Raw genomic sequence first — 23,775 nt, 5'->3', positions numbered from 1 at the left:
TCAGACCGTGACGATCGTCGCCGACGCCGTGCCCGGCGCCCCGTAGACCTGCGCAAAGCCCACCTTGGGCTCACCCGGAACCTGGCGCTCGCCGGCCTGGCCGCGCAGTTGCAGCACCAGCTCGTGCAGTTGCCGCAGTCCGGAGGCCCCGATCGGCTCGCCGTTGGCGATCAGCCCGCCGTCGGTGTTGACCGGCAGCGACCCGGAGATCTCGGTGGCCCCGTCGGCCAGCAGCTTCTCCTGATCGCCGTGGGCGCAGAACCCGCACTCGGCCATGTGGATGACCTCGGCGCCCGCGTCGGTGTCCTGCAACTGCACCACGTCGACGTCTTCCGGTGCCACACCGGCGATTTCGAACGCAGCCTTGGCGGCATGGACAGTCGGCGCGACGTCTTCTTCGATCGGGGCCGAGGTGCCGTGCACCTCATAGGCGCCGAAGGTGCGGGTGCGGATCTCGGTGGCCTTGAGGTACACCGGCTTGTCGGTGTAGCGGTGCGCGATGTCCGCACGGCACATGATGACCGCGGCGGCACCCTCGTCGGGCGCGCAGAACATGTACTGGGTCAGCGGATAATTCAGCACCGTCGAGCCCAAGATCGCGTCTTCGGACATCGGCTTGCGCCGGAACGCATTCGGGTTCAATGCGCCGTTGCGGAAGTTCTTGGCGGCCACTTTGGCCAGCGTCTGCTGCGAGATCCCGTGGTCGTGCAGGTAGCGGTTGGCCTTCATGCCGAAGAACTTGGTGGTGACGAACTGACCGTTCTCGGCGTACCAGGCCGGCAGCGCCAGCTTGGCCGGATCGTCGGTGAACGCCCCGCGGGGGTGCTTGTCCATGCCGATCGCGATACCGATGTCGTACTTGCCGGAGCGGATGTTGTCGGCGCAGACCTGGGTGGCCGTCGCCGCCGTCGCGCAGGCGTTGAACACGTTGGTGAACGGAATGCCGGTGAGCCCGACCAGCCGCGTCACCGCGTCCGGGTTGGAGATCTCGTAGCTGCCGCCGACACCGAATTGGATGTCGCTCCACTGTATTCCGGCATCGGCCAGGGCGGTGTGGATCGCCTCGGCGCCCATCTGCATGGCGGACTTGTCGAACCGGCCGAACGGGTGCAGTCCGACGCCGATGATCGCCACATCGTTGGTGTTTGCGGTCATGTCGCGGTTCTCCTTCAGACGGGCTGGAAAGCCCAGGTGACAACTTCGGTGCCGTCGTCCTCGACGTAGAACGGCACCATGGTCAGCTCGACGGGCATGCCGAATTTCAGCTTGGCGGGGTCGGATTCGGTCAGGCGGGCCTCTACTTGCACCACATCGCCGAGCCGGATCAGGCCGACGCCGAACGGGGTGAATCCCTCGGCGGTCTCCCCGCCGGCGTAGGGCAGCTTCGGGACGAAGCCCTGGGTGGTCCAAGCCTCCAACGTGCCCTGACGGGGCAGCAGCAGGTCGCTCATCTGGCCGCCGCTGCAGCGCGGGCAGTGGTCCTGGCGGGGCCAGACCGTCGCCGCGCAGTCGGCGCACTGGCTGCCGATGAGGGCCGGGTTCTCGTCGGGGAAGTTGGTGACGTCGGGAGCCAGTGCCCTGCGCTTTGTGGAAATCACGTTCTCAATTAGAGCATACGACGCTGCGTGTTGGGTAGCGCGGGATGGCCTCGGCTATGGACCCACCCCCGGCGCGACCGTGCAGAACCGTCCGCGTCGACCCGGCGTGTCGCGTACTTTTCTGCACGCTCGCGGGAAAAGCGGGAGGAAAAGCGGGAGGAAAAACGGGAGGAATCAGGTGGCCAGGCCGTGGGCGCAGAAGTCCCAGACCTCGTCGCTGGTGATCGGACGCGCGGCCGGATCGTCCGAGTCGGCGGCGGACTGCGCGACGAACATGACGGTCTGCATGGTCATCGCCGCCATCCGCCGGGCGTTGACCCCCGGTCGCAGCTCGCCGGCCTCGGCGGCGGCTTCCATCAACTCGGTGAGCATCCCGAGCAGCGGGGTGAACGCCACCCGGACCTCGGTGGGGTGGGTGACCAGTAGCCGGGGCGCGAAGTCGGTGAACAGTGGCCGTTTGGCGATCGGGTCCGGCCGGGACAGGTCGAAGAGCAGCTCGACGGCCACCTTCAGCTGTTCCAGCGGGCTCGTCTTGTTCTCGGTGGCGGCGCGGATCTGGTCGGCGGTGCGGGTCAGTGCATCTTCGAAGAGCGCCAGCAGAAGTTCGTGTTTGCCGTTGAACTGCAGGTAGAAGCTGCGCAACGACTGCCGGGAGCGCTCGACGACCTCTTGGACGGTGAAGTCGGTGCTGCCCTTTTCGATGATGATGGACTGGGCGGCGTCCAGGAACCGCTGAACACGCTGGGCGGCGCGCAGCCGCGCGGTCTTGATCGACCGCTCAACCGCCCGCTGCTTCCAGACCGGTTCCTCTTCGGGGTTGCTCACCAGCAGCTCCGACGGTTGCCTTTTTGGGAGAACACCACTGCACCCTACCGGAGAATTGCCCCATTCCGGGGCCGGTCGTCGGCGCTCTGCCATCCCGTTGGGGAAGATGGTAACTTCCCAGGAATGAGAACGGTCTTCTCGTACAGCTGACCCACACGAGGTGAAGGAAGCCCATGTACATCGACTACGAGGTTGCCGAGAAGATCGCGACCATCACCCTGAACCGCCCCGAGGCGGCGAACGCCCAGAACGCCGAACTGCTCGATGAGCTCGATGCGGCCTGGACCCGCGCCGCCGACGACGACGACGTCGCGGTGATCGTGCTACGCGCCAACGGCAAGCACTTCTCGGCCGGCCACGACCTCAAGGGTGGTGGCCCGGTGCCGGACAAGATCACCTTGGAATTCATCTACAAACACGAATGCAAGCGCTACCTGGAGTACACCCTGCGGTGGCGCAACGTGCCCAAGCCCTCCATCGCCTCGGTGCAGGGCCGGTGCATCTCCGGCGGGCTGATGCTGTGCTGGCCGTGCGACCTGATCATCGCCTCCGATGACGCCCAGTTCTCCGACCCGGTGGTGCTGATGGGGATCGGCGGCGTCGAATACCACGGCCACACCTGGGAATTGGGGCCGCGCAAGGCCAAGGAGATGCTGTTCACCGGCCGGGCGATGACCGCGCAGGAGGCCGAGCAGACCGGGATGGTCAACAAGGTGGTGCCGCGTGATGAGCTCGACGGCGAGACTCGCCGGCTGGCCGAGCACATCGCCACCATGCCGTCATTCGCGCTGCGGCAGGCCAAGCGGGCGGTCAACCAGACCCTCGATGTGCAGGGCTTCCACTCGGCGATCCAAACCGCCTTCGACATCCACGAGACCGGGCACGGCAACGCGCTGTCGGTGTGCGGGTGGCCGGTGCTGGTCGACCTTGAGCAGATGAAGGCGAAGGTCGACTGACAGGTCAGGGGCAGAGTTCATCGAGGATATCCTTTTCTCCTTCATTGGATATACTTGACGGATGACGAAGCGGCTGATTGACGTCGACGACGACAAGCTCGAGCAGGTACGGCTGCTGCTCGGTACGTCGACGGCCAAGGCGACGGTGAACGAGGCCCTGGCGGAGGTGTTGGCGCTCGCTCAGCGCCGTCAGGCCCTGCTCCACCCTGAGGCGGTAGCAGGCAGTGCGGAGCTGGCCGCCGACGAGCAGCGCAGGTCTGCGTGGGCCTAAGAGCCTATTTTCTCGGCGACACCTCCGCCGTCGCTCGGGTGACCAAGCCGACTGTGGCGCAGCGACTTCTCCCGCTGATGGAGGCCGGGCTGGTGGCGCGATGCACCGTCACCGACCTCGAAGCAGGAGTCAGCGCGCGCAACGGGCTGGACTGGAAACGCACCCGGCAAGCTCGGTCACTCTGGCCTCAGGCGACCATCGATCAGGCGGTCATGGACCGAGCGTTCGAGGTGCAAGGGGTGCTCGCCGCGGAAGGCCTGCACCGTGCGGTGAAGCTCGGTGATCTGCTCATCGCCGCGGCTGCCGAACGCGCCCGACTCGTGGTGCTGCACTACGACCGTGACTTCGATCGGATAGCGGCCGTCACCGGTCAGCCCACGGAATGGGTGGCGCCGCCAGGGACCGTCGACTAGGGCATGCGCCGCCGGGGTTCAGACCAACCGCTCGCGCAGCTCCCGTTTGAGCACCTTGCCGTAGCTGTTCTTAGGCAACGCGTCGACGAACTCGTAGCGCTTCGGGCGCTTGAACCGGGCGATGCGCTCGAGCAGATGGGTGTCCAGCTCAGCGGCGGACACCTTGCCGACGACGAACGCGACCACGATCTCGCCCCACTCCGGATCGGGGGTGCCCACCACCGCCGCCTCTGCGACGCCGGGGTGGCACAGCAACGCCTCCTCGACCTCGCGCGGATAGATGTTGCTGCCGCCGCTGATGACTACGTCCTTGGACCGGTCACGCAGGGTCAGGTAACCGCGGTCGTCGAAGGAGCCCTTGTCGCCGGTGAACAGCCAGCCGTCACGCAGCGCCTCGGCGGTGGCGGCGGGATTGTTCCAGTAGCCGGCCATCACCACCTCACCGCGACAGACGATCTCGCCGACTTCGCCGGTCGGTGCGACGCTGCCGTCCTCACGCAGCACCGCGACCTGAACTCCGGTGCGCGCCCGGCCGACCGAAGCCAGGACGGCGTCGTCGCCGCTGTGGTCGGCGCGGGTCAGGCCGGTGATGGTCATCGGTGCCTCGCCCTGACCGTAGAGCTGGGCGAACACCGGCCCGAACGCGGCCATCGCCTTCTTCAGGTTGCCCAGGTACATCGGCCCGCCGCCGTAGATGATCGTGCGCAGGTTCGCCGGGCACGCCCGTCCGGTGTCCACCAGGCGGGCCACCATGGTCGGCGCCAGAAACGCGGTGGCGCCCGGATGGTGATCGCACAGATCGAGAAACTCGCCCGCGTCGAACGCCCCCGATGCGGGCACCACCTGCCGGGCGCCGCGCAGCACATACGGTGCGATGTAGAGCCCGGACCCGTGCGACATCGGGGCGCCGTGGATCAGCGAGCAGTGCTCGTCGGGGTCATCCAGGTCGGCCAGGTGCGCGTGCGTCATCGCCATCAGGTTGCGGTGGGTCAGCACTGCGCCCTTGGAGCGTCCGGTGGTGCCGCTGGTGTAGAACAGCCACGCCGGCTGCGACGGGTCCGATTCTGGTGGCGCGGCGGGTGCGGCGTTGAATCGGTCCAGATAGGTTGCGCTGCCGATGGTTTCGACTGCTGTAGCGGAGCTCAGGCCCGGTGCCAGTTTCGGCGAGGCGAACGCCATGCGCGCGCCGGCGTCATCGAGAATCTGGGCCATCTCTCGCGGGTGCAGTTTGTAGTTGAGCGGCACCACCACGCACTGCGCGGCCCAGGTGGCGAACATCAGCTCGACGATCTCGGGCCGGTTCTCACTGGCGATCGCGATCCGCGCGCCGGGGGGTGCCTGCCCGCGCAGCGAACCGGCCAATCGCCGTGCGCGGTCGGCCAGTTCGCCCCAGGTGTGCAGTCTGCGCTCGCCGCTATAGACCGCGCCCTGTTCGCCGAATCGGGTCGCAGCCTGATCCAGGCTGGTGAACAGATTCACCGTTGAACCCAGTCGGAGTCGAGCCCGAACTCCGAGAGGTATTTCGTGGAGCTCCAGCCGCCGTCGACGACGATGGTCTGGCCGTTGATGAAAGAGCCTGCCTCCGAACACAGGAAGGCGACGGTGCCGCCGATATCCTCCACCCGGCCCAGCCGCGGAGCCGGCGTCATCTCGGTGTTGATCTTGCGGAACCGTGGGTCATCGAGGCGCTTTTCGACCATCGGCGTGACCGTGACGCCCGGCGCCACCGCATTGCACCGGATGCCCTGCGCGCCGTACTGGCAGGCGATGTGGGTGGTCAGCGCGGTCAGTCCGCCCTTGGCCGCCGAGTACGCCCCGCCGCGCAGGCCGCCGACCACCGCGAAGGTGGAGGTGACGTTGATGATCGCCGAACCCGGCGCGAGGTGGCCGAGCACCTCCCGGGTCAGCCGAAACGGCGCGCGCAGCATCAGATTCAGGAAGTGGTCCAGGGATTCGTCGTCGGTCTCGTGCAGCGGCTTGGGGCTGCCGACCCCGGCGTTGTTGATCAGGTAGTCGATCCTGCCCCACCGGGACAGCGCGGCGTCGACGATACGTTGCGGGGAGTCGTCGGCGGTGAGGTCCACGGCCAGGGTGGCGACGCGATCGGGGTCTCCCACCGCAGCCGCCAGATCGGCCAGCCGCTGCTCATCGCGGCCGGTGCCCAATACCGCCATGCCGGCCTCGGCAAGTTTTGTGGCACAGCCGAATCCGATGCCGCTGCTGGCGCCCGTCACAATCGCCACCTGCATGGTCACGTCCCTCCGATCAGAGTCGCCCGGATCTGTTGTTTGACGACCTTGCCGGCGTCGTTCTTGGGCAGTGCATCCCAGACCAGCACCTGCTCGGGGGCTTTGAACCGCGCCACCCCGCGCTCGGCCAGCAGGGCTCGCAGCTCGGCGACGTCGGGTGCGGTGTCGGCGGCTGCGACGATCACCGCGCAGGCCCGCTCCCCGGTGCGCGGATCGGGCAGCCCGACGACGGCGATCTCGGCGATGCCCGGATGGCCGGCCAGGATGTCTTCGACCTCGCGCGCGGAGATGTTCTCCCCGTTGCGGATGATCACGTCCTTGAGCCGGCCGGTGATCAGCAGATAGTCGCCGTCGACCCAGCGGCCCAGATCGCCGGTGGCGAAATAGCCGTCGCCGTCGAAGCACGGGCCCTCGGAGTGCAGGTAGCCCACCAGCATCTGCGGCCCCCGCACCCAGACCTCGCCTTCGCCGGGGGGAGCGCCGGGGTGGGCGACCAGCTTGATGTCGGCGAACCCGGCCCGGCCGTCGGTCTGCGCGGCATAGCTGCGCTCATCGGGGCCGAGAGCGCCGATGGTGGTGACCGGAACCTCGCTGGACCCGTACACCCGGGTGACGGCGGCGTTGGAGAAGTAGTCGGCGGCCTCGCGGATCAGCGATTCGGGAACCGATGCGCCGCCGCAGACGAATACCTTCAGGTCCGGCAGCCGGGTTCCGGCGCGGCGGGCCGCGGCCAGCAGTTGCGCCAGAAACGGTGTCGCCCCGGCGATGTGCGTGCACTTCTCGGTGAGCATCAGCGCTACCGCCTCATCGGCGTCCCAGGTGTCCATCAGTATCGCGGTGGTGCCGAGCAGCAGCGGCGCCTCGAACGCGTAGATCGATCCGCCGATATGCGCGATGGGGGAGGGCACCAGAAAGCGGTCGCCCGGCGCGATCAGCCAGTGCTCGCCCAGTTGGGCCAGCAACGCGTGAATCGAATTATGACTGTGCAGCACGCCTTTCGCCTGGCCAGTGGTCCCCGAGGTGTACAGCAACAGTCGAACCGCAGCGGGGTCCAGTGTCGGCAAAACCGCGTCATCGCCGCCCTCGAACAAGCCTTCGTAGCCGGCCGGATCGCCGCGCACCAGCACCACCTCGGGCGGGTCGACCAGGGCGGCGCTGACCCGGGCCAGCATGGCCGCGTAGTCGTGGCCGCGGAATTCACTCGGCGCGAACAGCATTCGGGAGCGGGAGTCGACGAGGATGAACTCCAGCTCGGCGTCCCGCAGCGACGGCAGGATCGGGTTGACCACCATCCCGGACAGTGTCGCGGCCAGGTAGACGACGGCGGCCTCGTGCCAGTTGGGCAGCATGAACGACACCACGCTGCCGGTCGGCATTCTCGCCAGCATCGTCTTCGCCAGCGCCGTCGCGCGGGTCTGCAGATCCCGGCAGGTCAGCCGGATCTCGCCGTCCACCACAAGAACCCGGTCGGGGGTTTGTTCGGCGGCCCGCGCCAGGGCATCGGCCAGCGTCGTCACGGGCCGCTGACCCGGTGCAGCGTCATCGAATACCGGTAGTCGTCACCGGCATGGGTGTTCACCGTGACCTGGGCGACCTCGTCCTCGGAGGTGGTGTAGGTGCGCTGCATCTGCAGGGCTGCGGTGCCGGGTCCGACACGCAGCGCCTCGGCCAGTTCCGGGCCGACGATCACCGCGCGGATGTGCTGGCGCACCTCGACGACGCTGACCCCGAACACGTCCTCGATCAGCGGAAAGATCGGGCCGGAATGCCGCTGCAGCAGCCGGCCCACGCCGGCGAACGTCCGGTTGATGTAGTACTCGGTGCGGCAGATCGGCGTGTCCTGGCCATCGACGCGTCGAATACCGCGCACCGCAAGCCATTCGGCGCCCATCGGCAGGCCGGTGCGGGCGGCGATCTCCTCGTCGACGGTGACCATGGCGTTGGAGTCGATCTCGAATGACGAACCGGCGGCAAACGCGACCAGGTCGTTAATCGACACCACGTCCTGGGCGTAGCAGCTCGTCGCGGTGCGGGGAACCACCACGGTGCCCGCCCGGGGCCGCGAGACCACCAGGTTGTCCTCGCGCAGCCGCCGCAGTGCTTCGCGGACGGTGTAGCGGCTGACCGAGAACCGGTCGCACAGTTCGTGTTCGGTGGGCAGCTGCGAGCCGACCGGATACACCCCTTCGGCGATCTCCTTGCGCAGCTCCCGCGCGACGCGCAGGTAGCGGTGGTCGGTCACGATCGGGCCGGCCGTAGGGCCAGTACGCTGCCGTCGCCGTCGGCCGAGACGTACAGGGTGCCGTCGCGGCCACGGGCGATGCCGGGGAACGGACCCTGGGGACCGGAGAACGGTGGCATGCCCCGCAGTGGTTTGGGTGTGACGCTCGGCGGCGGCCCGATCGGCAGCCCGTCGGCGATCACCTGCCGCGCACCGGTTTCAAGGTCGACGGCCAACACCTGGCGGGCGCCGGCGTCCACGATGTAGAGCGTGCGGTCGGCCAGCAGCAGGCCTTGGGGCCGCACCAGGTCGTCGACCACCGTCTCGGTGCTGCCTGCGCCGCCGGTCCCGATGCGCACCACCCGTCCGGCGCCGGACTCGGCTACCAGGTAACTGCCGTCTTGGGTCAGGGCGATCCCGATCGGACGCGCCAGATCCTGCGCCAGCACGTCGACCGTCCCGCCGCGCACCGCCAGCACCCGGCCGGTGCCGAACTCGGTGACCACCACACCGGCCGAACCGACCACCACGCCGTAAAGCTGGTCGAAGCCGTCGGCGAGCACCTCGCTGTGCGAGCGCGCCGGGACGTACCGGCTGACCTGACCGCCGGACGTGGTGACGACGAATTCGCCGGGGCCGACGGCGGTCACGCCACGGACGAAGCCGGGATAGCCTGGGCTGAACAGCATTCCGAGTGTCTCGAGCCGGCCGCCGGTGCCGACCGCGTAGAAGTAGGTGCCGTCGGCGACGTAGAGCTTGCCGGCGCCGTCGACGGTGAGGTCCAGCGGCCAGTTCAGTCCGCCGGGCAGTATTGCGGTGGTCGTGCCGCCGGCGATCTCGGTGACCTCGCCGGTGAAGTTGGAGACGAACAGCCGGCCGTCGGCGAAGGTGCAGTTGTCCAGGCCCGGCGTCAGTTGCGCCAGCACGGTGCGCTCGCCGGTGCGCGGGTCGATGCGCAACACCTGGCCGCTGGCCGCCTGGGTGGAGACGATGCAGCCGTCGACGTCGAACTTGACCGAGTCGGGAACCCCCAGATCACCGATGACCCGTTGCGGCACAGCGTCATCGGCGAACGGATCGATCCGCCAGATCTCGTTGGCGGTCATCACCGGGAAGTACAGTAGGCCGTCCGGTCCGACCTCCATGGCGTTGGGCGACGGCAGGTTCTCGGCGAGCATGCGCGGCGCGCCGGTGGCCCGGTCCAGTTCCATCAAACGCCCGCCGTCGCGGCATTCCCCGACGAACAGGTGATCTCCCGAAGATGAGCGGTGCACGGTGATCCCGTTGGCGCACGGCAGGCCGTCGCACAGCACGCGGCCGGCGCCGGACGGGTCGAGCACGCTGACCCGGCCATCCATCACCTCGGTGGCGTACAGGTTGCCGGCGCCGTCGAACGCCACGTCGTCGGGCGCCACGACGTCGCCGCCGCGCGCGCTCACCACGGCGAGCTCGCCGGTGTGCACGTCCAGCGCGCTGATCTGGCTGCCGGTCACCTGGGCGACGTAGACCCGGCCGTCGGGACCGGTCCGCAGGCCGTTGGCGCCGAACAGCCGACTCGGTTCGGTGAGGCGTTCCAGCCGCCAGCCCGGCGCGACCGTGGGGCTGGCGAGCACTTCGCGGGGGACCATGACTTCGGACGCTATCAAGAATGCGTTAGTCCAGACAATAGTGGGGACAGATGCGTACCCGAGCCTTGACGCACCAATAAGCACTGCGGAATAGTGTTCTTCACTACGCAGAACGGAGTATTTTGTCCGAACAAAACACGGTCGGGGTCCCGGCGGCCGGACCGCTGCGCGGCGTGACCGTCGTCGACCTGACGACGATGGTGATGGGGCCGTACTGCACGCAGATCATGGCCGACATGGGGGCCGACGTCGTCAAGGTCGAGCCACCCGAGGGTGACGCCACCCGCTACATCTCCGCGGGCCCGGCCCCGGACATGAGCGGGGTGTTCGTCAACGTCAACCGCGGCAAACGCAGCGTCGTGCTGGACCTGCGCACCGATGCCGGCAAGGAGGCGATCGCGGCGCTGATCGCCCGCGCCGACGTGTTCATCCACTCCATGCGGGCCAAGGCGATCGCCAAACTGGGCCTGGGTTACGACGACGTGGCCGCGCTCAACCCGGGCATCGTCTACACCAACTGCTACGGCTACTCCCGGCGCGGTCCCGACGGCGACCGGCCGGCCTACGACGACACCATCCAGGCCGAATGCGGACTGCCCGCCGTGCAACAACAACTCACCGGCCGGGCCGACTACGTGGGCACCATCATGGCCGACAAGATCGCCGGGCTGACCGCGCTTTACGCCACGATGATGGCGCTGTTCCACCGGGAACGCACCGGGCAGGGCCAAGAGGTCGAGGTCGCGATGTTCGAGACCATGGCCTCGTTCATGCTCGTCGAACACGCCAACGGCGCCATGTTCGACCCGCCGCTGGGTCCGGCGGTCTACCCGCGCACCGTGGCACCCAACCGGCGCCCATATGAGACCAGCGACGGCCAGATCGCCGCACTGATCTACAACGACAAGCACTGGAACGCCTTCATCGCCGCCGTCGAGCCGTCCTGGGCGTCCGACCAGTACGCCACCCTGGCGCAACGGGCCCGCCAGATCGACACCGTCTACGGGCTGTTGGCGCAGACCATCAAGGGGCGCAGCACGCAGGAGTGGCTGACGCTGTTCCGGGAGCTGGAGATACCGGCCGCCCCGCTGAACAGCCCGGGTGACCTGTTCGACGACCCGCACCTCAACGCCGTCGGACTGTTCGAAACCGTTGACACCTCGCATGGCCCGGTGCGTTTCCCCGGGGTGCCGACCTGGATGTCGCAGACCCCCGGCCGGGTCGGTGGGCCGGCGCCGGAGCTGGGCGCCCACACCGCGGCGGTGCTGACCGAACTGGGCCTGGTGTGAGCATGGATTTCGAGATGGGCGCGCGCGCCGACGAACTTCGCGGACAGCTGCGGGAGTTGATCGCGGCCGAGCTGCCGTCGGAGTTCCCGGGCGCGTTCACCGACGACCCCGCCGACCTGGCTGCGGCACAACGCTTCTGCCGGACACTGGCCGAACGCGAACTGCTCTGCCTGTCCTGGCCGCAGGAGTTCGGCGGGGCGGACGCGTCGGTGTGGGAGCAGACCGTGGTGCGCGAGGAGATGTGGGCGCATCACGAACCGCGCGGCGCCCAATACATGGGGGTGAACTGGGTCGGGCCGATCATCATGCGGCACGGCACATCCGAGCAACAACGCCGCCACCTGCCGCCGATCGCGGCCGGCGAGGTGATCTGGTGCCAGGGGTTCTCCGAGCCCGAGGCCGGCTCGGACCTGGCGTCGCTGCGCACCTTCGCCCGCCGCGACGGTGACGGCTGGCTGATCAACGGTCAGAAGATCTGGACCTCCTACGCCACCATGGCGCAGTGGTGTTTCCTGCTGGCCCGCACCACCCGGGTGGGCAAGGGCGGGGCCCAGCGAAAACAGCAGGGCCTGACCATATTCCTGGTCCCGATGGACAATCCGGCGATCACCGTCCGCCCGATCCGCACCATGATGGGCCCGCACCACCTCAACGAGGTGTTCTTCGACGACCTGCGGGTCACCGACGCCGACGTGCTCGGCGAGGTGGACGCCGGCTGGTCGATCGTGGCCGACGTGATGGCCTTCGAGCGGGTCGGGATCGCCCGCTACGCGCGCTGCGAACGCCTGCTGGCCGCAGCACCGCAGGCACTCGGGAAGCGCTGGGACACCCTGCCCGCCGAGCTGGTGGCGCGCTGGATGCGCATGCTCACGCACTGCCGGCGGGCCCGGCTGATGGCCTACCGGGTGGTGGCGCTGCAGGCCGGCGGTCAGGTCTCGCCCGGTGATGCCGCCGCCTACCGGATCGCGGTCACCCGACTGGACCAGGAGAGCGCCGAGGTGCTGGCCGAGATCGCCGCCGAAGCCGACGATCAGTGGTTCCGCGCCGAGGTCGACGACCACTGGCGTTACTCGCAGGCGGCGACGGTGTCCTCCGGTAGCATCGAGATGCAGCGCATCCTGCTGTCCCGTGCCCTGCTGGCGGTGGCGCGATGAACCTCGAACTCGGTTTGGATGCAATCGAATACGGACAATCCGCCCGGCGGGCATTCGAAGCGGCCGGCGGCGACGAGCTGGTGATCCGTGCCGACGCCGATCCCGCCGGTCGCGACGGCCTGCTGGGCCCGGTCCTGCGTCAACTGGGTGCATTCGATCTACGGCCCCGCACCGACGCCGACGAACTCGAAGCGGCCGCGGCGCTGTGCCGCAGCGCCGGCTACCACTGCGTGCCCTACCCGGTCGCCGAATGCCTTGCAGCACCGGCCGATCTGGATGTCGACGGGCTGATCATCATCGATGAGCACGCCCCCGCCGCCGCGGTGGCCGGGCTGGACAAGCGCTGGGTCGCGGTCACGCTGGGCGGGGCGCGCAGCGCGGTGGTGGTGCAGTCTGCGGTCCGGCCGGCGTTGGTGGCCGATCTGACGTTGACCGGCATCTCCGGCGACGGCGCCGCCGATGTCGCGCTCGGCCTGGTACTGCCGGCCTGGACTCTGCTGGGAATGCTCGACCGGGCAATGGATCTCACCGTGGAGCATGTGCGGCTGCGCGAACAGTTCGGCCAGCCGCTGTCGCGGTTCCAGGGCGTGCAGTTCCAGCTGACCGACGCCGAGGTGGAGCGGGCCGGACTGGAGATGCTGGCCAAGTACGCCCTGGCGAGCATCGCGGCCGGGCGGCCCGAGGCGGTCGACGACGCGCTCGCGACAAGGGCCGCGGCACTGGAGGCCGCCGAGGTGGTATTCCGGGTCTGCCACCAGCTGCATGGTGCCGTCGGCTTCTGCGACGAGACGGTGCTGTCCTGGCTGTCGCGCTACAGCCAACCGCTGCGACGACTGCCGTGGGGACTCTCCCGCACTCGAGATCTGCTGGTGCAGCGCGCCGGGAGAGCCGGGTTGAGGGGGCTCTACGCATGAAATACGACCTGCCGCAGGAGATCACCGTCACCGGTGACGGACCGATTCGCACGGTCACGATCAACCGCCCCGCCGAACTGAACAGTGTCAACGCCAACCTGCACTGGGGCCTGGCCAACGTGTGGCGTCAGATCGCCGCAGACAAGCAGGCCCGGGTCGTGGTGCTCACCGGCGCGGGCCGGGCGTTCTCCGCAGGCGGCGACCTGAACTGGATCGAGACGTTCCTCGACGACGAGGCGGCCCGTGACGAGAGCATCCGCGAGGGCGCCCAGATCGTCGAGGAGATGCTGCGGTTTCCCCTGCCGATCATCGCGGCCGTCAACGGCCCCGCCGTCGGCCTGGGCTGCAGCGTGGCCCTGCTCTGCGACATCGTGCTGATCTCGCAGACAGCCTATTTCGCCGACCCGCACGTGGCGGTCGGGCTGGTGGCCGGCGACGGCGGGGCCGCACTGTGGCCGCTGCTCACCCCGATCCTGCGGTCGCGCGAATACCTCTACACCGGCGACCGGATCGACGCCGCCACCGCCGTCGAGCTCGGGCTGGCCAGCCGGACGGTGGCGCCCGAGGAGTTGCACGCCCAAGCCCAGCAGTTGGCGCAACGGCTGGCCGCCCAGCCGCCGGAGGCGCTGCAGGGCACCAAGCGGGTGGTCAACATGTACCTGTCGCAGGTTCTCGGCGGGCCGCTGCAGGCCGGGTTCGCCGCCGAGGTCGCCACCATGAAGACCGACGAACACCGCCGCCGGCTCTTGGCCGTCAAGAACCGGGCGAGCAGAACATGACCGAGGACTTCCGCGGCCACGTACGCCAGTGGTGTCGCGAGAACATTCCCGCCGACTGGCGCCGCAGTCAGACCGGGGTGAGCGAAGCCGAGTTCGTCGCCTTCCAACGGAGCTGGTTCGCCACCCTGCACAGCGCCGGCTTCGCGGTGCCGCACTGGCCGCGGGAGTGGGGCGGCGGCATGTCGGTGGCCGATCAGGCCGTGCTGTACCAGGAATTGGCCGCCCACGACGCACCCCGGCTGGTGCTGGCGTTCGTCGGCATCCACCACGCGGCGGCCACCCTGCTGGCCGCGGGCACACAGGAGCAGCAACGGCGGCATCTGCCGGCGGTCTGCGACGGCGAGATCTGGGTGCAGGGCTTCTCCGAACCCGAAGCGGGCTCGGATCTGGCGTCGCTGCGTACCACCGCCCGCCGGGTGGGCGACGACTATGTGGTCAACGGCCAGAAGCTCTGGGCCAGCGGCGCCCGGCACGCCCAATGGTGCCTGCTGCTGGCCCGTACCGACCCGGATGCCCCCAAGCGCAAGGGCATCTCGTATTTCCTGCTGGACATGTCCAGCCCCGGTGTGCAGGTGCGGCCGATCCGAAACGCAGTGGGCGACGACCATTTCTGCGAGATCTTCCTCGACGACGTGCTGATCCCCGCGGCGAATCTGATCGGCGCGGAGAACGCCGGATGGCAGGTGGCGCAGGCGACGCTGGGCGCCGAACGCGGACTGACCATGCTGGAGCTGGCCGAGCGGCTGGGAGGCGCGGGTTTTCGCCGGCTGGTGCAGGCCGCCCCCAAACACGACCCGGTGGTGGCGGATCGGCTGGCGCAGTTGGAGATCGAGATCACCGGGCTGCGGGCGATGTGCCGACAGCTGGTGCATGACGTCGAGGCGGGCCGCGCCGGGCCGGCCGACGCCTCGATCGTGAAGCTGTTCTACAGCGAACTGCTGCAACGGGTCACCGACTTCGGCGCCGAGATCGGTGGGCCCGCCGCCCACACCGTGCTGGCCAAACCGGCGTCGGGCGGCTGGGAGTCCGGCGCCTGGGTGCTGGACTTCATCGGATCCTGGGAGTGGACCATCCCGGGCGGCTCCAGCGAGATCCAGCGCACCATCATCGGCGAGCGCGGCCTGGGCCTACCGCGAGAACCGAGTGTGCCCTGATGGCAACGGAATTCACCGAGCTGCATGACGACCTGCGGGCCGTCGCCGCCGACGTGCTTTCCCGGGGCGCGGACTGGACGACGCTGGTCGCGGCGGGCTGGGCTGGGCTGGAGGTACCCGAGGAGCTGGGCGGGTCGGGGGCGGGCTTCGCCGAGGTCGCAGTGATCTGCGAGGAGCTGGGCCGGGCCGCGGCGAGCACGCCCTACCTCGGCGGCGCGGTGCTGTCCGTCGCTTTGCTGAACACCGTGGCCGACAGCGCCGTTCGTGACCCGCTGCTGGCCGGGATCGCCGACGGCACGATCCGCGCGACCGCGGTGCTGGGTGAATTCACCGTCTCGGCCGACGGCCGGCTGACCGGACGCGCCGACTTCGTGCCGGACGCGGCGGGGGCGGACCGGCTGCTGGTGGCGGCCACCGACGCGGGCGGCGCCGACGTCGTGGTGGTGGCCGATGACCTGACCGTCAGCGCGCAGCCGCTGCTCGATGAGACCCGCAGCGTCGCCACCGTGACCGCTGACGGCGTCGAGGTCGATGCGGTGCTGGCCGCCAACCGAACAGCGGCGCTGGGCAATCGGGCGGCGCTGGCGGTGGCCTGCGACAGCCTCGGGCTGGCCGAGGCGATGCTGAAAGCCACGGTGTCCTACGCGCAGACCCGCACCCAGTTCGGCCGGCCCATCGGATCCTTCCAGGCTGTCAAGCACGCCTGCGCCGACATGCTGGTGAAGAACTCGGTGGCCCGCGCCTTGATCCGCGAGGCCATCGACGCAGTGCTGGCCGACACCGACGCCGACACCGCTGTGGCGATGGCCAAGTCCTACGCCTGCGGTGCCGCCGTCGACGTCGTCGGCAAGGCGATGCAGCTGCACGGCGGCATCGGTTACACGTGGGAGAGCGGCATCCACGTCTACCTCAAACGCGCCACGTTCAACCGGTCGCTGTTCGGTTCACCGGCAGCGCACCGCAGAAAGCTCGCTCACCGATATCAGTAAGTACAACAAGGAGTTTCGATCATGGGTGTACCCGTCTATCGTCGTATTCTGGAGCTGTTCGAAGCCGAGGGCGTCAACACGCTGTTCGGCATCCCCGACCCCAACTTCGTGCACATGTTCGTCGAGGCCGAGCAGCGCGGCTGGTCGGTGGTGGCGCCGCACCACGAGGAGAGCGCCGGGTTCATGGCCGAGGCGGCCTCCCGGATGACCGGGCGGCCCGGGCTGTGCATCGGCACGCTGGGCCCCGGGGTGGCCAACATCGCCGGGGCGATGATGTGCGCGAAGGTGGAGAACTCCCCGGTGGTGTTCCTGGGTGGCCAGCGGGCCCGAATCACCGAGCGCCGGGTGCGGCGCGGCCGTATCCAGTTCGTGCGCCAGGAAGAGCTTTTCGCGCCGTCGGTGAAGTACAGCGCGTCCATCGAGTACGCCGACCAGACCGATGAGATCGTGCACGAGGCGATCCGCCGCGCCATGTCGGGCACCCCCGGGCCGGCCTACATCGAATACCCGTCGCAGGTGATCCTCGAAGAGCTCGACGTCGCCGGCCCGCCCGAGCCGCACCGCTACCGGCTGGTGAATCAGCGCGCCGGGGCCGCCGAGCTGGCCCAAGCCGTCGAGATCATCCGCAATGCCGCCAGCCCGATCCTGCTGGTGGGCCACGGAGTGCACACCTCGCGCACCGGATCGGCGGTGCGTGAGCTCGCCGAGCTGATGGCCTGTCCGGTGATCCAGACCTCCGGTGGCACCGCGTTCATCCCGGGGCTTGAGGACCGCACCTTCCCGTACGGGTTCTCCAGCGCCGCCGTCGAAGCCGTCGCCGCCTCGGATGTCTGTGTGGCGCTGGGCACCGAGCTCGGCGAGCCGGTGCACTACGGCACGACTCGGCACTGGGCGGACAAGAACGCCGACCGCAAGTGGATCTACGTCGAGCAGGACCCGCTGGCGATCGGGGTGAACCGGCCCATCGACGTGCCGCTGGTGGGTGACCTGCGCGGGGTGGTCCCGCAGTTGGTCGAGGCCCTCAAGAAGACCCCGCGCGCCGCGTCGGCCGATCTGGCCCGGTGGGTCAAGCAGGACGCCGACCAGCTGGCCGAGCTGGCGGCCACCGCGCCGTCGGGCCGCAGTCCGGTGCACCCGGCGCGCTACGTGGTCGAGGCCAGCAAGGCGTTCCCCGAGGACGGCATCATGGTCCGCGACGGCGGCGCCACCGTCATCTTCCAGTGGACCTATTCGCAGGCCAAGCCGCACGACGTGATGTGGAACCAGAACTTCGGGCACCTCGGCACCGGGCTGCCCTATGCCGTGGGAGCCTCGGTGGCCGAAGGCGGCAAGCGGCCGGTGATGCTGCTGACCAGCGACTCGGCGTTCCTGTTCCACATCGCCGAGCTGGAGACCGCGGCGCGGCTGAACCTGCCGCTGGTCTGCGTGGTCGGCGTGGACCACCAATGGGGCCTGGAAGTCGGGGTGTACAAGCGGACCTTCGAGCAGCCGTCGCCGCAGCCGGGGGTGCACTGGAGCAAGAACGTCCGGTTCGACACGATCGCGCAGGGCATGGGCTGCCACGGCGAATTCGTCGAGGATGAGGCCGAGATCGGGCCGGCGGTCAAGCGAGCCTTCGCCCGCGGCGGGACCTCGGTGATCCACGTCTGCATCGATCCGAAGGCCAACTCCGAGGAGATGCCCAACTACGCGGAATTCCGTACCTGGTACGCGGAGGGCACCCAATAGACGAGAATGTTATTCTCGTTTTCGCCTAATGAATTTCCACGCGCTGATGGGCTGGAGGAGAGCATGTCCGGCGGAATGAGCTTCGAGCTGACCGAGGACCAGGAACTGATCCGGAGGTCGGTCGCCGAACTCGCGGCGAAGTTCGACGATCACTACTGGATGGCCAAGGACCAGGCGCACGAATTCCCGCGGGAGTTCTACGACGCCATCGCCGGCGGCGGCTGGCTGGGCATGACCATCCCCGAGGAGTTCGGCGGGCACGGGCTGGGCATCACCGAGGCCACCATCCTGGCCGAGGAAGTGGCACGTTCCGGTGGTGGCATGAACGCCGCCAGCGCCATCCACATGTCGATCTTCGGCATGCAACCGGTCGTGGTCTTCGGCTCGGACGAGATGAAAGCCGAAACCCTGCCGCGCATAGTCAGTGGTGACCTGCATGTGTGCTTCGGCGTCACCGAACCGACTGCGGGTCTTGACACGTCACGGATCACCACGTTCGCCAAGCGTGACGGCAGTGATTATGTGGTCAACGGCCGCAAGGTCTGGATCTCCAAAGCGCTCGAGTCCGAGAAGATCCTCCTGCTGACCCGCACCGAGTCCCGCGACGACGTGGAGAGGCGTGGGGGCAAACCCACCGAGGGGCTCACCCTGTTCCTCACCGACATCGACCGCGACCACGTCGACATCAGGCCGATCCCCAAGATGGGCCGAAATGCGGTGTCCTCCAATGAGGTCTTCATCGACGACCTGCGGGTCCCGGCCGAACACCGGATCGGCGAAGAGGGCAAGGGCTTCTCCTACATCCTGCACGGGCTCAACCCGGAGCGCATGCTGATCGCCGCCGAGGCCCTCGGCATCGGCCGGGTCGCCCTGGACCGTGCGGTCAAATACGCCAACGAGCGGGTGGTGTTCGACCGGCCGATCGGCATGAACCAGGGCATCGCGTTCCCGCTCGCCGACTCACTGGCCCGCCTGGACGCCGCCGAGTTGATCCTGCGCAAGGCCACCTGGCTCTACGACAACGGCAAGTCCTGCGGGCGTGAGGCCAACATGGCCAAATACCTCTGCGCGGACGCCGGTTTCGCCGCGGCCGACCGGGCGCTGCAGACCCACGGGGGAATGGGCTACTCGGAGGAGTACAACATCTCCCGGTTCTTCCGTGAGTCGCGGCTGATGAAGATCGCGCCGGTCAGCCAGGAGATGATCCTGAACTTCCTCGGCTCGCACGTCCTCGGCCTGCCGAGGAGCTATTGATGCCCGCACCGCTGGCCGGTGTCACGGTGGTGGCGCTGGAACAGGCGGTGTCGGCCCCGATGTGCACCCGCGCACTGGCGGACTTCGGGGCGCGCGTCATCAAGGTCGAGAACCCCGACGGCGGTGACTTTGCCCGCTACTACGACGACGTGGTTGCTGGCCAGGCAGCACACTTCGTCTGGGTCAACCGGGGCAAGGAATCGGTGACGCTGGACCTGAAAAGCGAAGCGGGACGAGACATCCTGCACCGGCTACTGGACCGCGCCGACGTGCTGGTGTCCAATCTGGCCCCCGGCGCCACCGCGCGACTGGGCCTGTCGGCGGCCGACATGGCGCGCCGGCACCCGAAAGTGATCAGCCTCGAGATCGACGGCTACGGGGCCGACGGCCCGCTGTCGCACAAGCGGGCCTACGACCTGCTGGTGCAGGCCGAGTCCGGAGTGTGCTCGGTGACCGGAAACCCCGGCGCCCCAGCCAAACCCGGGCCGCCGGTCGCCGACGTCACCAGTGGCCTGTACGCCGCGCTGTCGATCATGGCGGTGCTGATCGGCCGTGACCGCAGCGCACCCGCGCCGTCGGTGACCGTGAGCCTGTTCGACACCATGGCCGAGATGATGGGCTACCACCTGACCTATGCGCGGCACTCCGGCATCGACCAGCAGCCGCTGGGCATGAGTTCACCGGCCGTCGCCCCCTACGGCGCATATGCGACCGGCGACGGGCACACCGTGGTGCTGGGCACCACCAACGACCGGGAGTGGCAGCGGCTGGCCCGCGAACTGCTGGGCCGCAACGACCTCGCCGACGACCCGCGCTTCGCCGGCAACGCCGACCGGGTGGCGCATCGCGCGATCCTGGACGAGGCGATCGCGGCGTGGTGCGCCCGACACGATCTGGCGCACATCCAGGACGCCGCCGACGCGGCCGGAATCGGCAACTCCCGCTACAACCTGCCCAGCGACGTGCTGGCGCATCCGCAACTGGCGCAGCGCGATCGGTGGCGCAATATCGAGACCCCGGCCGGGCAGATCCCGTCGCTGCTGCCGCCGCCGGTGATCGCCGGCTACGACCCGCCGATGGGCGCGGTGCCGGGCCTGGGCCAACACACCGATGCGGTGCTGGGCGAACTGGGATTGACCGACGCCGAGATCGCCGGCCTGCGCGACAGCGGTGCGATCTGATGAGCGCCGAACCCGTCCTGCTGCGCGCTGACCGCGGCGGGGTGCGCACGCTCACCCTCAACCGGCCCGCCCGCAAGAACGCGATCAACCCGGAGCTGTGGCGGCAGTTGCGCGACGCGCTGCGCGACGCCGCCGACGACCCGGACCTGCGGGTGCTGGTGATCACCGGCGCCGGCGGTGCGTTCTGCTCGGGTGCGGACATCGGCACCGGAGACGACTCCCACCCGGTGGAGAAGCTGCGCCGGCTCTCCGACGTCGCACTGGCCCTGCATGCGCTGACGATCCCCACCATCGCGAAGGTCGACGGCGTGGCCGTGGGCGCCGGCTGGAACCTCGCGCTGGGCTGCGACCTGGTGGTAGCGACCCCGGAATCGACGTTCTGCCAGATCTTCTCCAAACGCGGGCTCTCGATCGACCTGGGTGGGTCCTGGCTGCTGCCCAAACTCGTCGGGCTGCAGCAGGCCAAGCGGCTGGCGCTGCTGGCCGAGACCATCGACGCCGCCGAAGCGCAGGCACTGAACCTGGTGACCTGGGTGGTGGGAGCCGAGGAGCTCGACGGATTCGTCGACGACCTGACCACCCGGCTGGCCGCCGGGCCGCCGCGGGCCCTGGCGCAGACCAAGGCGTTGCTCAACCAGGGCGCCGATGCCACCCTGGCCGAGGCGCTGGCAGGCGAAACACGTTCCCAGATACTCAATTTCGCGGGCACCGACGCCGCGGAGGCCTACGCGGCATTCGCCGAGAAGCGCACGCCGCGCTTCACCGGCGGATGGCCGACGAAACCGAAGGAGTAGACCAGATGCGAGCAACGGTGATCGTCGGCGCGGTACGCACCCCCGTCGGCAGACGCAACGGCGGCCTGGCCGGCACCCACGCCGCGGACCTGTCCGCGATCGTGCTCAACGAACTGATGGATCGCACCGAAACCGACCCGGACGTCGTCGACGACGTGGTGTGGGGCTGCGTCTCGCAGGTCGGCGACCAGTCGTCCAACATCGGCCGGTACGCGGTGCTGGCCGCGGGCTGGCCGGAGAGCATCCCGGGCACCACTGTCAACCGGGCCTGCGGGTCGAGTCAGCAGGCGCTGGACTTCGCGGTGCAGGCGGTGATGTCGGGTCAGCAGGACATCGTGGTGGCCGGCGGGGTGGAGGTGATGAGCCGGGTGCCGCTGGGGGCCGCGCGCGCCACCGGAGAGCCCTACGGGCCGAAAGCCCTTGCCCGCTATGACGGATTCCAGTTCAACCAGGGCATCGGTGCCGAGATGATCTGCGAGAAGTGGGGTTTCGACCGAGCCAAAGTCGACGAGTACGCGGCGCGCTCGCATGAGCGGGCCGCCGCCGCGCAGGACGCCGGGGCGTTCGCCGATCAGATCGTGCCGGTCGCCACCGATGCCGGCGTCGTGGACGCCGACGAGGGCATCCGCCGCGGCACCACGCCCGAGAAGCTGGCCGGGCTCAAGCCGGCGTTCCGCGACGAAGGGCTGATCCACGCCGGCAACTCCTCGCAGATATCCGACGGTGCCGCAGCGCTTTTGGTGATGACCGAAGAGGAGGCCGCCCGCCGCGGGCTGACCCCGCTGGTGCGCTACACCGCCGGCGCGGTGATCGGCGCCGACCCGGTGCTGATGCTCACCGGTCCCATCCCGGCGACGGCGAAGGTGCTCAAGCGGGCCGGGCTGGGCATCGACGAGATCGGCGTGTTCGAGGTCAACGAGGCGTTCGCTCCGGTGCCGATGGCCTGGCAGGCCGAGACCGGCGCCGCGCAGGAGCGGCTCAATCCGCTGGGCGGGGCGATCGCGCTGGGTCATCCACTGGGCGCCTCCGGTGCGGTGCTGATGACCCGGATGATTCATCACATGCGCGACAACGGGATTCGCTACGGGCTGCAGACCATGTGCGAAGGCGGCGGGACCGCCAACGCCACTATCGTCGAGCTGGTCGGTTAGGGCCGGCGCATGCACCGGGATCTGTTCACGCCAGACCACGAGGCGTTTCGCGCCCTGGCCCGCGACTTCGTTGCCAAGCACGTCGTACCCGAATACCCCAAATGGGAGAAGGCCGGCCGGATGCCGCGCTCGGTCTTCGAGCACCTGGGCTCACTGGGGATGCTGGGCATGTCCATTCCCGAGGAGTACGGCGGCGGCGGCGTCGACGACTACCGCTACAACGTGGTGCTGCAGGAGGAGGCGGCCCGCGCCCTGGTCACGCTGTCCACGGTGCGCACCCAGCTCGAGGTGATCCTGCCGTACTTCCTGCGTTACGCCGACGCCGAGCAGCGGGCCCGGTGGTTCCCCGGGCTGGCCGCCGGGAAGCTGCTGACGGCCATCGCGATGACCGAACCCGGCACCGGATCGGATCTGGCCGGCATGCGCACCACCGCGGTGCGGGACGGCGATCACTACGTCCTCAACGGCGCCAAGACCTTCATCACCGGCGGTATTCAGGCCGACCTGGTGATCGTGGTGGCCCGCACCGCCACCGACCCCGACAACCGGCGCAACGGGTTGACGCTGCTGGTGGTCGAGGACGGGATGCCGGGCTTCGAGCGGGGCCGCGAACTGGACAAGATGGGCTGCAAGGTCCAGGACACCGCCGAGCTGTCGTTCGCCGACGTTCGGGTGCCGGTGGCCAACCGGCTGGGGGATGAGGGCGCGGCATTCGGCTACCTCGGGCACAACCTCGCCCAGGAACGTCTGACCGTCGCCGTGGGCTCGGTGGCCCAGGCCCGTTCGGCGCTGGCCGCGGCGATCGACTATGTGCAGAACCGCAATGTGTTCGGGTCGTCGGTGGCGTCGTTCCAGAACACCAAGTTCGAGTTGGCCGCGGTCTCCACCGAGATCGAGGCCGCCCAGTGCATGCTCGACCGGGCCGTCATCGACCACGTCGAGGGACGGCTGTCGGGGGCCGATGCTGCGCGCACGAAACTGTTCTGCACCGAGATGCAGGCCCGGGTGGTGGACCGTTGTCTGCAGCTGTTCGGCGGCTACGGCTACATGATGGAGTACCCGATCGCGCGCCTGTACACCGATGCGCGGGTGGCCCGGATCTATGCCGGGACTTCGGAGGTGATGAAGGTGATCATCGCCAAATCGCTCGGGTTGTAAGCCGGGGAGAAAAATTCTTCGATGAGACCCTTGTCACAATGGCCCTAACCAACCTACTGTGTGTTCACT

General features: G+C 68.8%; 23 protein-coding genes. 15 read left to right on the top strand and 8 right to left on the bottom strand.

Annotated features, from left to right (window positions below; translation table 11 throughout):
* The 3 genes from K6T84_RS07000 to K6T84_RS06990 form a co-directional block, all read right to left on the bottom strand.
* Positions 1–1,155, bottom strand: coding sequence for a thiolase family protein (locus K6T84_RS07000; RefSeq protein ID WP_225401406.1), 1,155 nt, complete (start codon positions 1,153–1,155; stop codon positions 1–3).
* A gap of 14 nt (positions 1,156–1,169) precedes the next feature.
* Positions 1,170–1,607 carry a Zn-ribbon domain-containing OB-fold protein gene (locus tag K6T84_RS06995; RefSeq protein ID WP_224865670.1) on the bottom strand — a complete coding sequence of 146 codons (438 nt, stop codon included), beginning with the start codon at positions 1,605–1,607 and terminating at the stop codon, positions 1,170–1,172.
* Between the two features lie 165 nt (positions 1,608–1,772).
* Positions 1,773–2,423 (bottom strand): TetR/AcrR family transcriptional regulator, encoded by a 651-nt coding sequence (locus K6T84_RS06990; RefSeq protein ID WP_224864508.1) that lies wholly within the window; start codon positions 2,421–2,423, stop codon positions 1,773–1,775.
* A 173-nt stretch (positions 2,424–2,596) separates the two neighbouring features.
* Here K6T84_RS06990 and K6T84_RS06985 point away from each other — a divergent pair, with 173 nt between their 5' ends.
* The 3 genes from K6T84_RS06985 (at position 2,597) to K6T84_RS06975 (ending at position 4,063) form a co-directional block, all read left to right on the top strand.
* Positions 2,597–3,379, top strand: coding sequence for an enoyl-CoA hydratase (locus tag K6T84_RS06985; RefSeq protein ID WP_224864509.1), 783 nt, complete (start codon positions 2,597–2,599; stop codon positions 3,377–3,379).
* Positions 3,380–3,440: 61 nt separating this feature from the next.
* Positions 3,441–3,650: a type II toxin-antitoxin system VapB family antitoxin gene (locus K6T84_RS06980; protein ID WP_224864510.1), complete on the top strand. Its 210-nt coding sequence runs from the start codon at positions 3,441–3,443 to the stop codon at positions 3,648–3,650.
* Positions 3,641–4,063, top strand: a complete 423-nt coding sequence (locus tag K6T84_RS06975; protein WP_225401407.1) for a PIN domain nuclease — start codon at positions 3,641–3,643, stop codon at positions 4,061–4,063. The genes K6T84_RS06980 and K6T84_RS06975 overlap by 10 nt, the downstream gene beginning before the upstream one ends.
* An 18-nt stretch (positions 4,064–4,081) precedes the next feature.
* On the opposite strand, the gene K6T84_RS06970 is transcribed toward K6T84_RS06975, so the two are convergent.
* From K6T84_RS06970 to K6T84_RS06950, 5 genes are read right to left on the bottom strand one after another with little or no spacing between them, the layout of a single operon-like run.
* Positions 4,082–5,542: an acyl-CoA synthetase gene (locus K6T84_RS06970; protein WP_225401408.1), complete on the bottom strand. Its 1,461-nt coding sequence runs from the start codon at positions 5,540–5,542 to the stop codon at positions 4,082–4,084.
* Positions 5,539–6,312 carry an SDR family NAD(P)-dependent oxidoreductase gene (locus K6T84_RS06965; protein ID WP_225401409.1) on the bottom strand — a complete coding sequence of 258 codons (774 nt, stop codon included), beginning with the start codon at positions 6,310–6,312 and terminating at the stop codon, positions 5,539–5,541. The genes K6T84_RS06970 and K6T84_RS06965 overlap by 4 nt, the downstream gene beginning before the upstream one ends.
* 2 nt (positions 6,313–6,314) lie before the next feature.
* Positions 6,315–7,829, bottom strand: coding sequence for an AMP-binding protein (locus K6T84_RS06960; protein ID WP_225401410.1), 1,515 nt, complete (start codon positions 7,827–7,829; stop codon positions 6,315–6,317).
* Positions 7,826–8,554: a GntR family transcriptional regulator gene (locus tag K6T84_RS06955; RefSeq protein WP_225401411.1), complete on the bottom strand. Its 729-nt coding sequence runs from the start codon at positions 8,552–8,554 to the stop codon at positions 7,826–7,828. Before K6T84_RS06955 ends, K6T84_RS06960 begins: the two co-directional genes overlap by 4 nt.
* On the bottom strand, positions 8,551–10,161 hold the full coding sequence (locus tag K6T84_RS06950) for an SMP-30/gluconolactonase/LRE family protein (protein WP_225401412.1): 1,611 nt from the start codon (positions 10,159–10,161) through the stop codon (positions 8,551–8,553). The genes K6T84_RS06955 and K6T84_RS06950 overlap by 4 nt, the downstream gene beginning before the upstream one ends.
* A gap of 164 nt (positions 10,162–10,325) precedes the next feature.
* Here K6T84_RS06950 and K6T84_RS06945 point away from each other — a divergent pair, with 164 nt between their 5' ends.
* The 12 genes from K6T84_RS06945 (at position 10,326) to K6T84_RS06890 (ending at position 23,706) form a co-directional block, all read left to right on the top strand.
* Entirely contained in the window at positions 10,326–11,450 is a 1,125-nt protein-coding gene (locus K6T84_RS06945; RefSeq protein WP_225401958.1) for a CaiB/BaiF CoA transferase family protein, read from the top strand.
* Between the two features lie 2 nt (positions 11,451–11,452).
* Positions 11,453–12,604 carry an acyl-CoA dehydrogenase family protein gene (locus tag K6T84_RS06940; protein WP_225401413.1) on the top strand — a complete coding sequence of 384 codons (1,152 nt, stop codon included), beginning with the start codon at positions 11,453–11,455 and terminating at the stop codon, positions 12,602–12,604.
* Positions 12,601–13,518 carry an acyl-CoA dehydrogenase family protein gene (locus K6T84_RS06935; RefSeq protein ID WP_224864518.1) on the top strand — a complete coding sequence of 306 codons (918 nt, stop codon included), beginning with the start codon at positions 12,601–12,603 and terminating at the stop codon, positions 13,516–13,518. Before K6T84_RS06940 ends, K6T84_RS06935 begins: the two co-directional genes overlap by 4 nt.
* Complete coding sequence (locus tag K6T84_RS06930) at positions 13,515–14,297, top strand: enoyl-CoA hydratase/isomerase family protein (protein ID WP_224864519.1); 783 nt, start codon at positions 13,515–13,517, stop codon at positions 14,295–14,297. The genes K6T84_RS06935 and K6T84_RS06930 overlap by 4 nt, the downstream gene beginning before the upstream one ends.
* Entirely contained in the window at positions 14,294–15,451 is a 1,158-nt protein-coding gene (locus tag K6T84_RS06925; RefSeq protein WP_224864520.1) for an acyl-CoA dehydrogenase family protein, read from the top strand. The genes K6T84_RS06930 and K6T84_RS06925 overlap by 4 nt, the downstream gene beginning before the upstream one ends.
* Positions 15,451–16,440, top strand: coding sequence for an acyl-CoA dehydrogenase family protein (locus K6T84_RS06920; protein WP_224864521.1), 990 nt, complete (start codon positions 15,451–15,453; stop codon positions 16,438–16,440). The genes K6T84_RS06925 and K6T84_RS06920 overlap by 1 nt, the downstream gene beginning before the upstream one ends.
* A gap of 21 nt (positions 16,441–16,461) precedes the next feature.
* On the top strand, positions 16,462–18,168 hold the full coding sequence (locus K6T84_RS06915; RefSeq protein ID WP_225398547.1) for a thiamine pyrophosphate-binding protein: 1,707 nt from the start codon (positions 16,462–16,464) through the stop codon (positions 18,166–18,168).
* Between the two features lie 63 nt (positions 18,169–18,231).
* Complete coding sequence (locus K6T84_RS06910) at positions 18,232–19,422, top strand: acyl-CoA dehydrogenase family protein (RefSeq protein ID WP_225398548.1); 1,191 nt, start codon at positions 18,232–18,234, stop codon at positions 19,420–19,422.
* Positions 19,422–20,603, top strand: a complete 1,182-nt coding sequence (locus tag K6T84_RS06905; protein WP_224864524.1) for a CaiB/BaiF CoA transferase family protein — start codon at positions 19,422–19,424, stop codon at positions 20,601–20,603. Before K6T84_RS06910 ends, K6T84_RS06905 begins: the two co-directional genes overlap by 1 nt.
* Positions 20,603–21,397, top strand: coding sequence for an enoyl-CoA hydratase/isomerase family protein (locus K6T84_RS06900; protein WP_224864525.1), 795 nt, complete (start codon positions 20,603–20,605; stop codon positions 21,395–21,397). Before K6T84_RS06905 ends, K6T84_RS06900 begins: the two co-directional genes overlap by 1 nt.
* A 5-nt stretch (positions 21,398–21,402) precedes the next feature.
* Positions 21,403–22,548, top strand: coding sequence for a thiolase family protein (locus K6T84_RS06895; RefSeq protein ID WP_225398549.1), 1,146 nt, complete (start codon positions 21,403–21,405; stop codon positions 22,546–22,548).
* A 9-nt stretch (positions 22,549–22,557) separates the two neighbouring features.
* Positions 22,558–23,706 carry an acyl-CoA dehydrogenase family protein gene (locus K6T84_RS06890; protein ID WP_224864527.1) on the top strand — a complete coding sequence of 383 codons (1,149 nt, stop codon included), beginning with the start codon at positions 22,558–22,560 and terminating at the stop codon, positions 23,704–23,706.
* Positions 23,707–23,775 lie beyond the last annotated feature (69 nt).

It is taken from the genome of Mycobacterium zoologicum (assembly GCF_020181635.2).
GTDB lineage: Bacteria > Actinomycetota > Actinomycetes > Mycobacteriales > Mycobacteriaceae > Mycobacterium > Mycobacterium zoologicum.
This window is presented reverse-complemented; position numbering and strand designations above follow the sequence as displayed.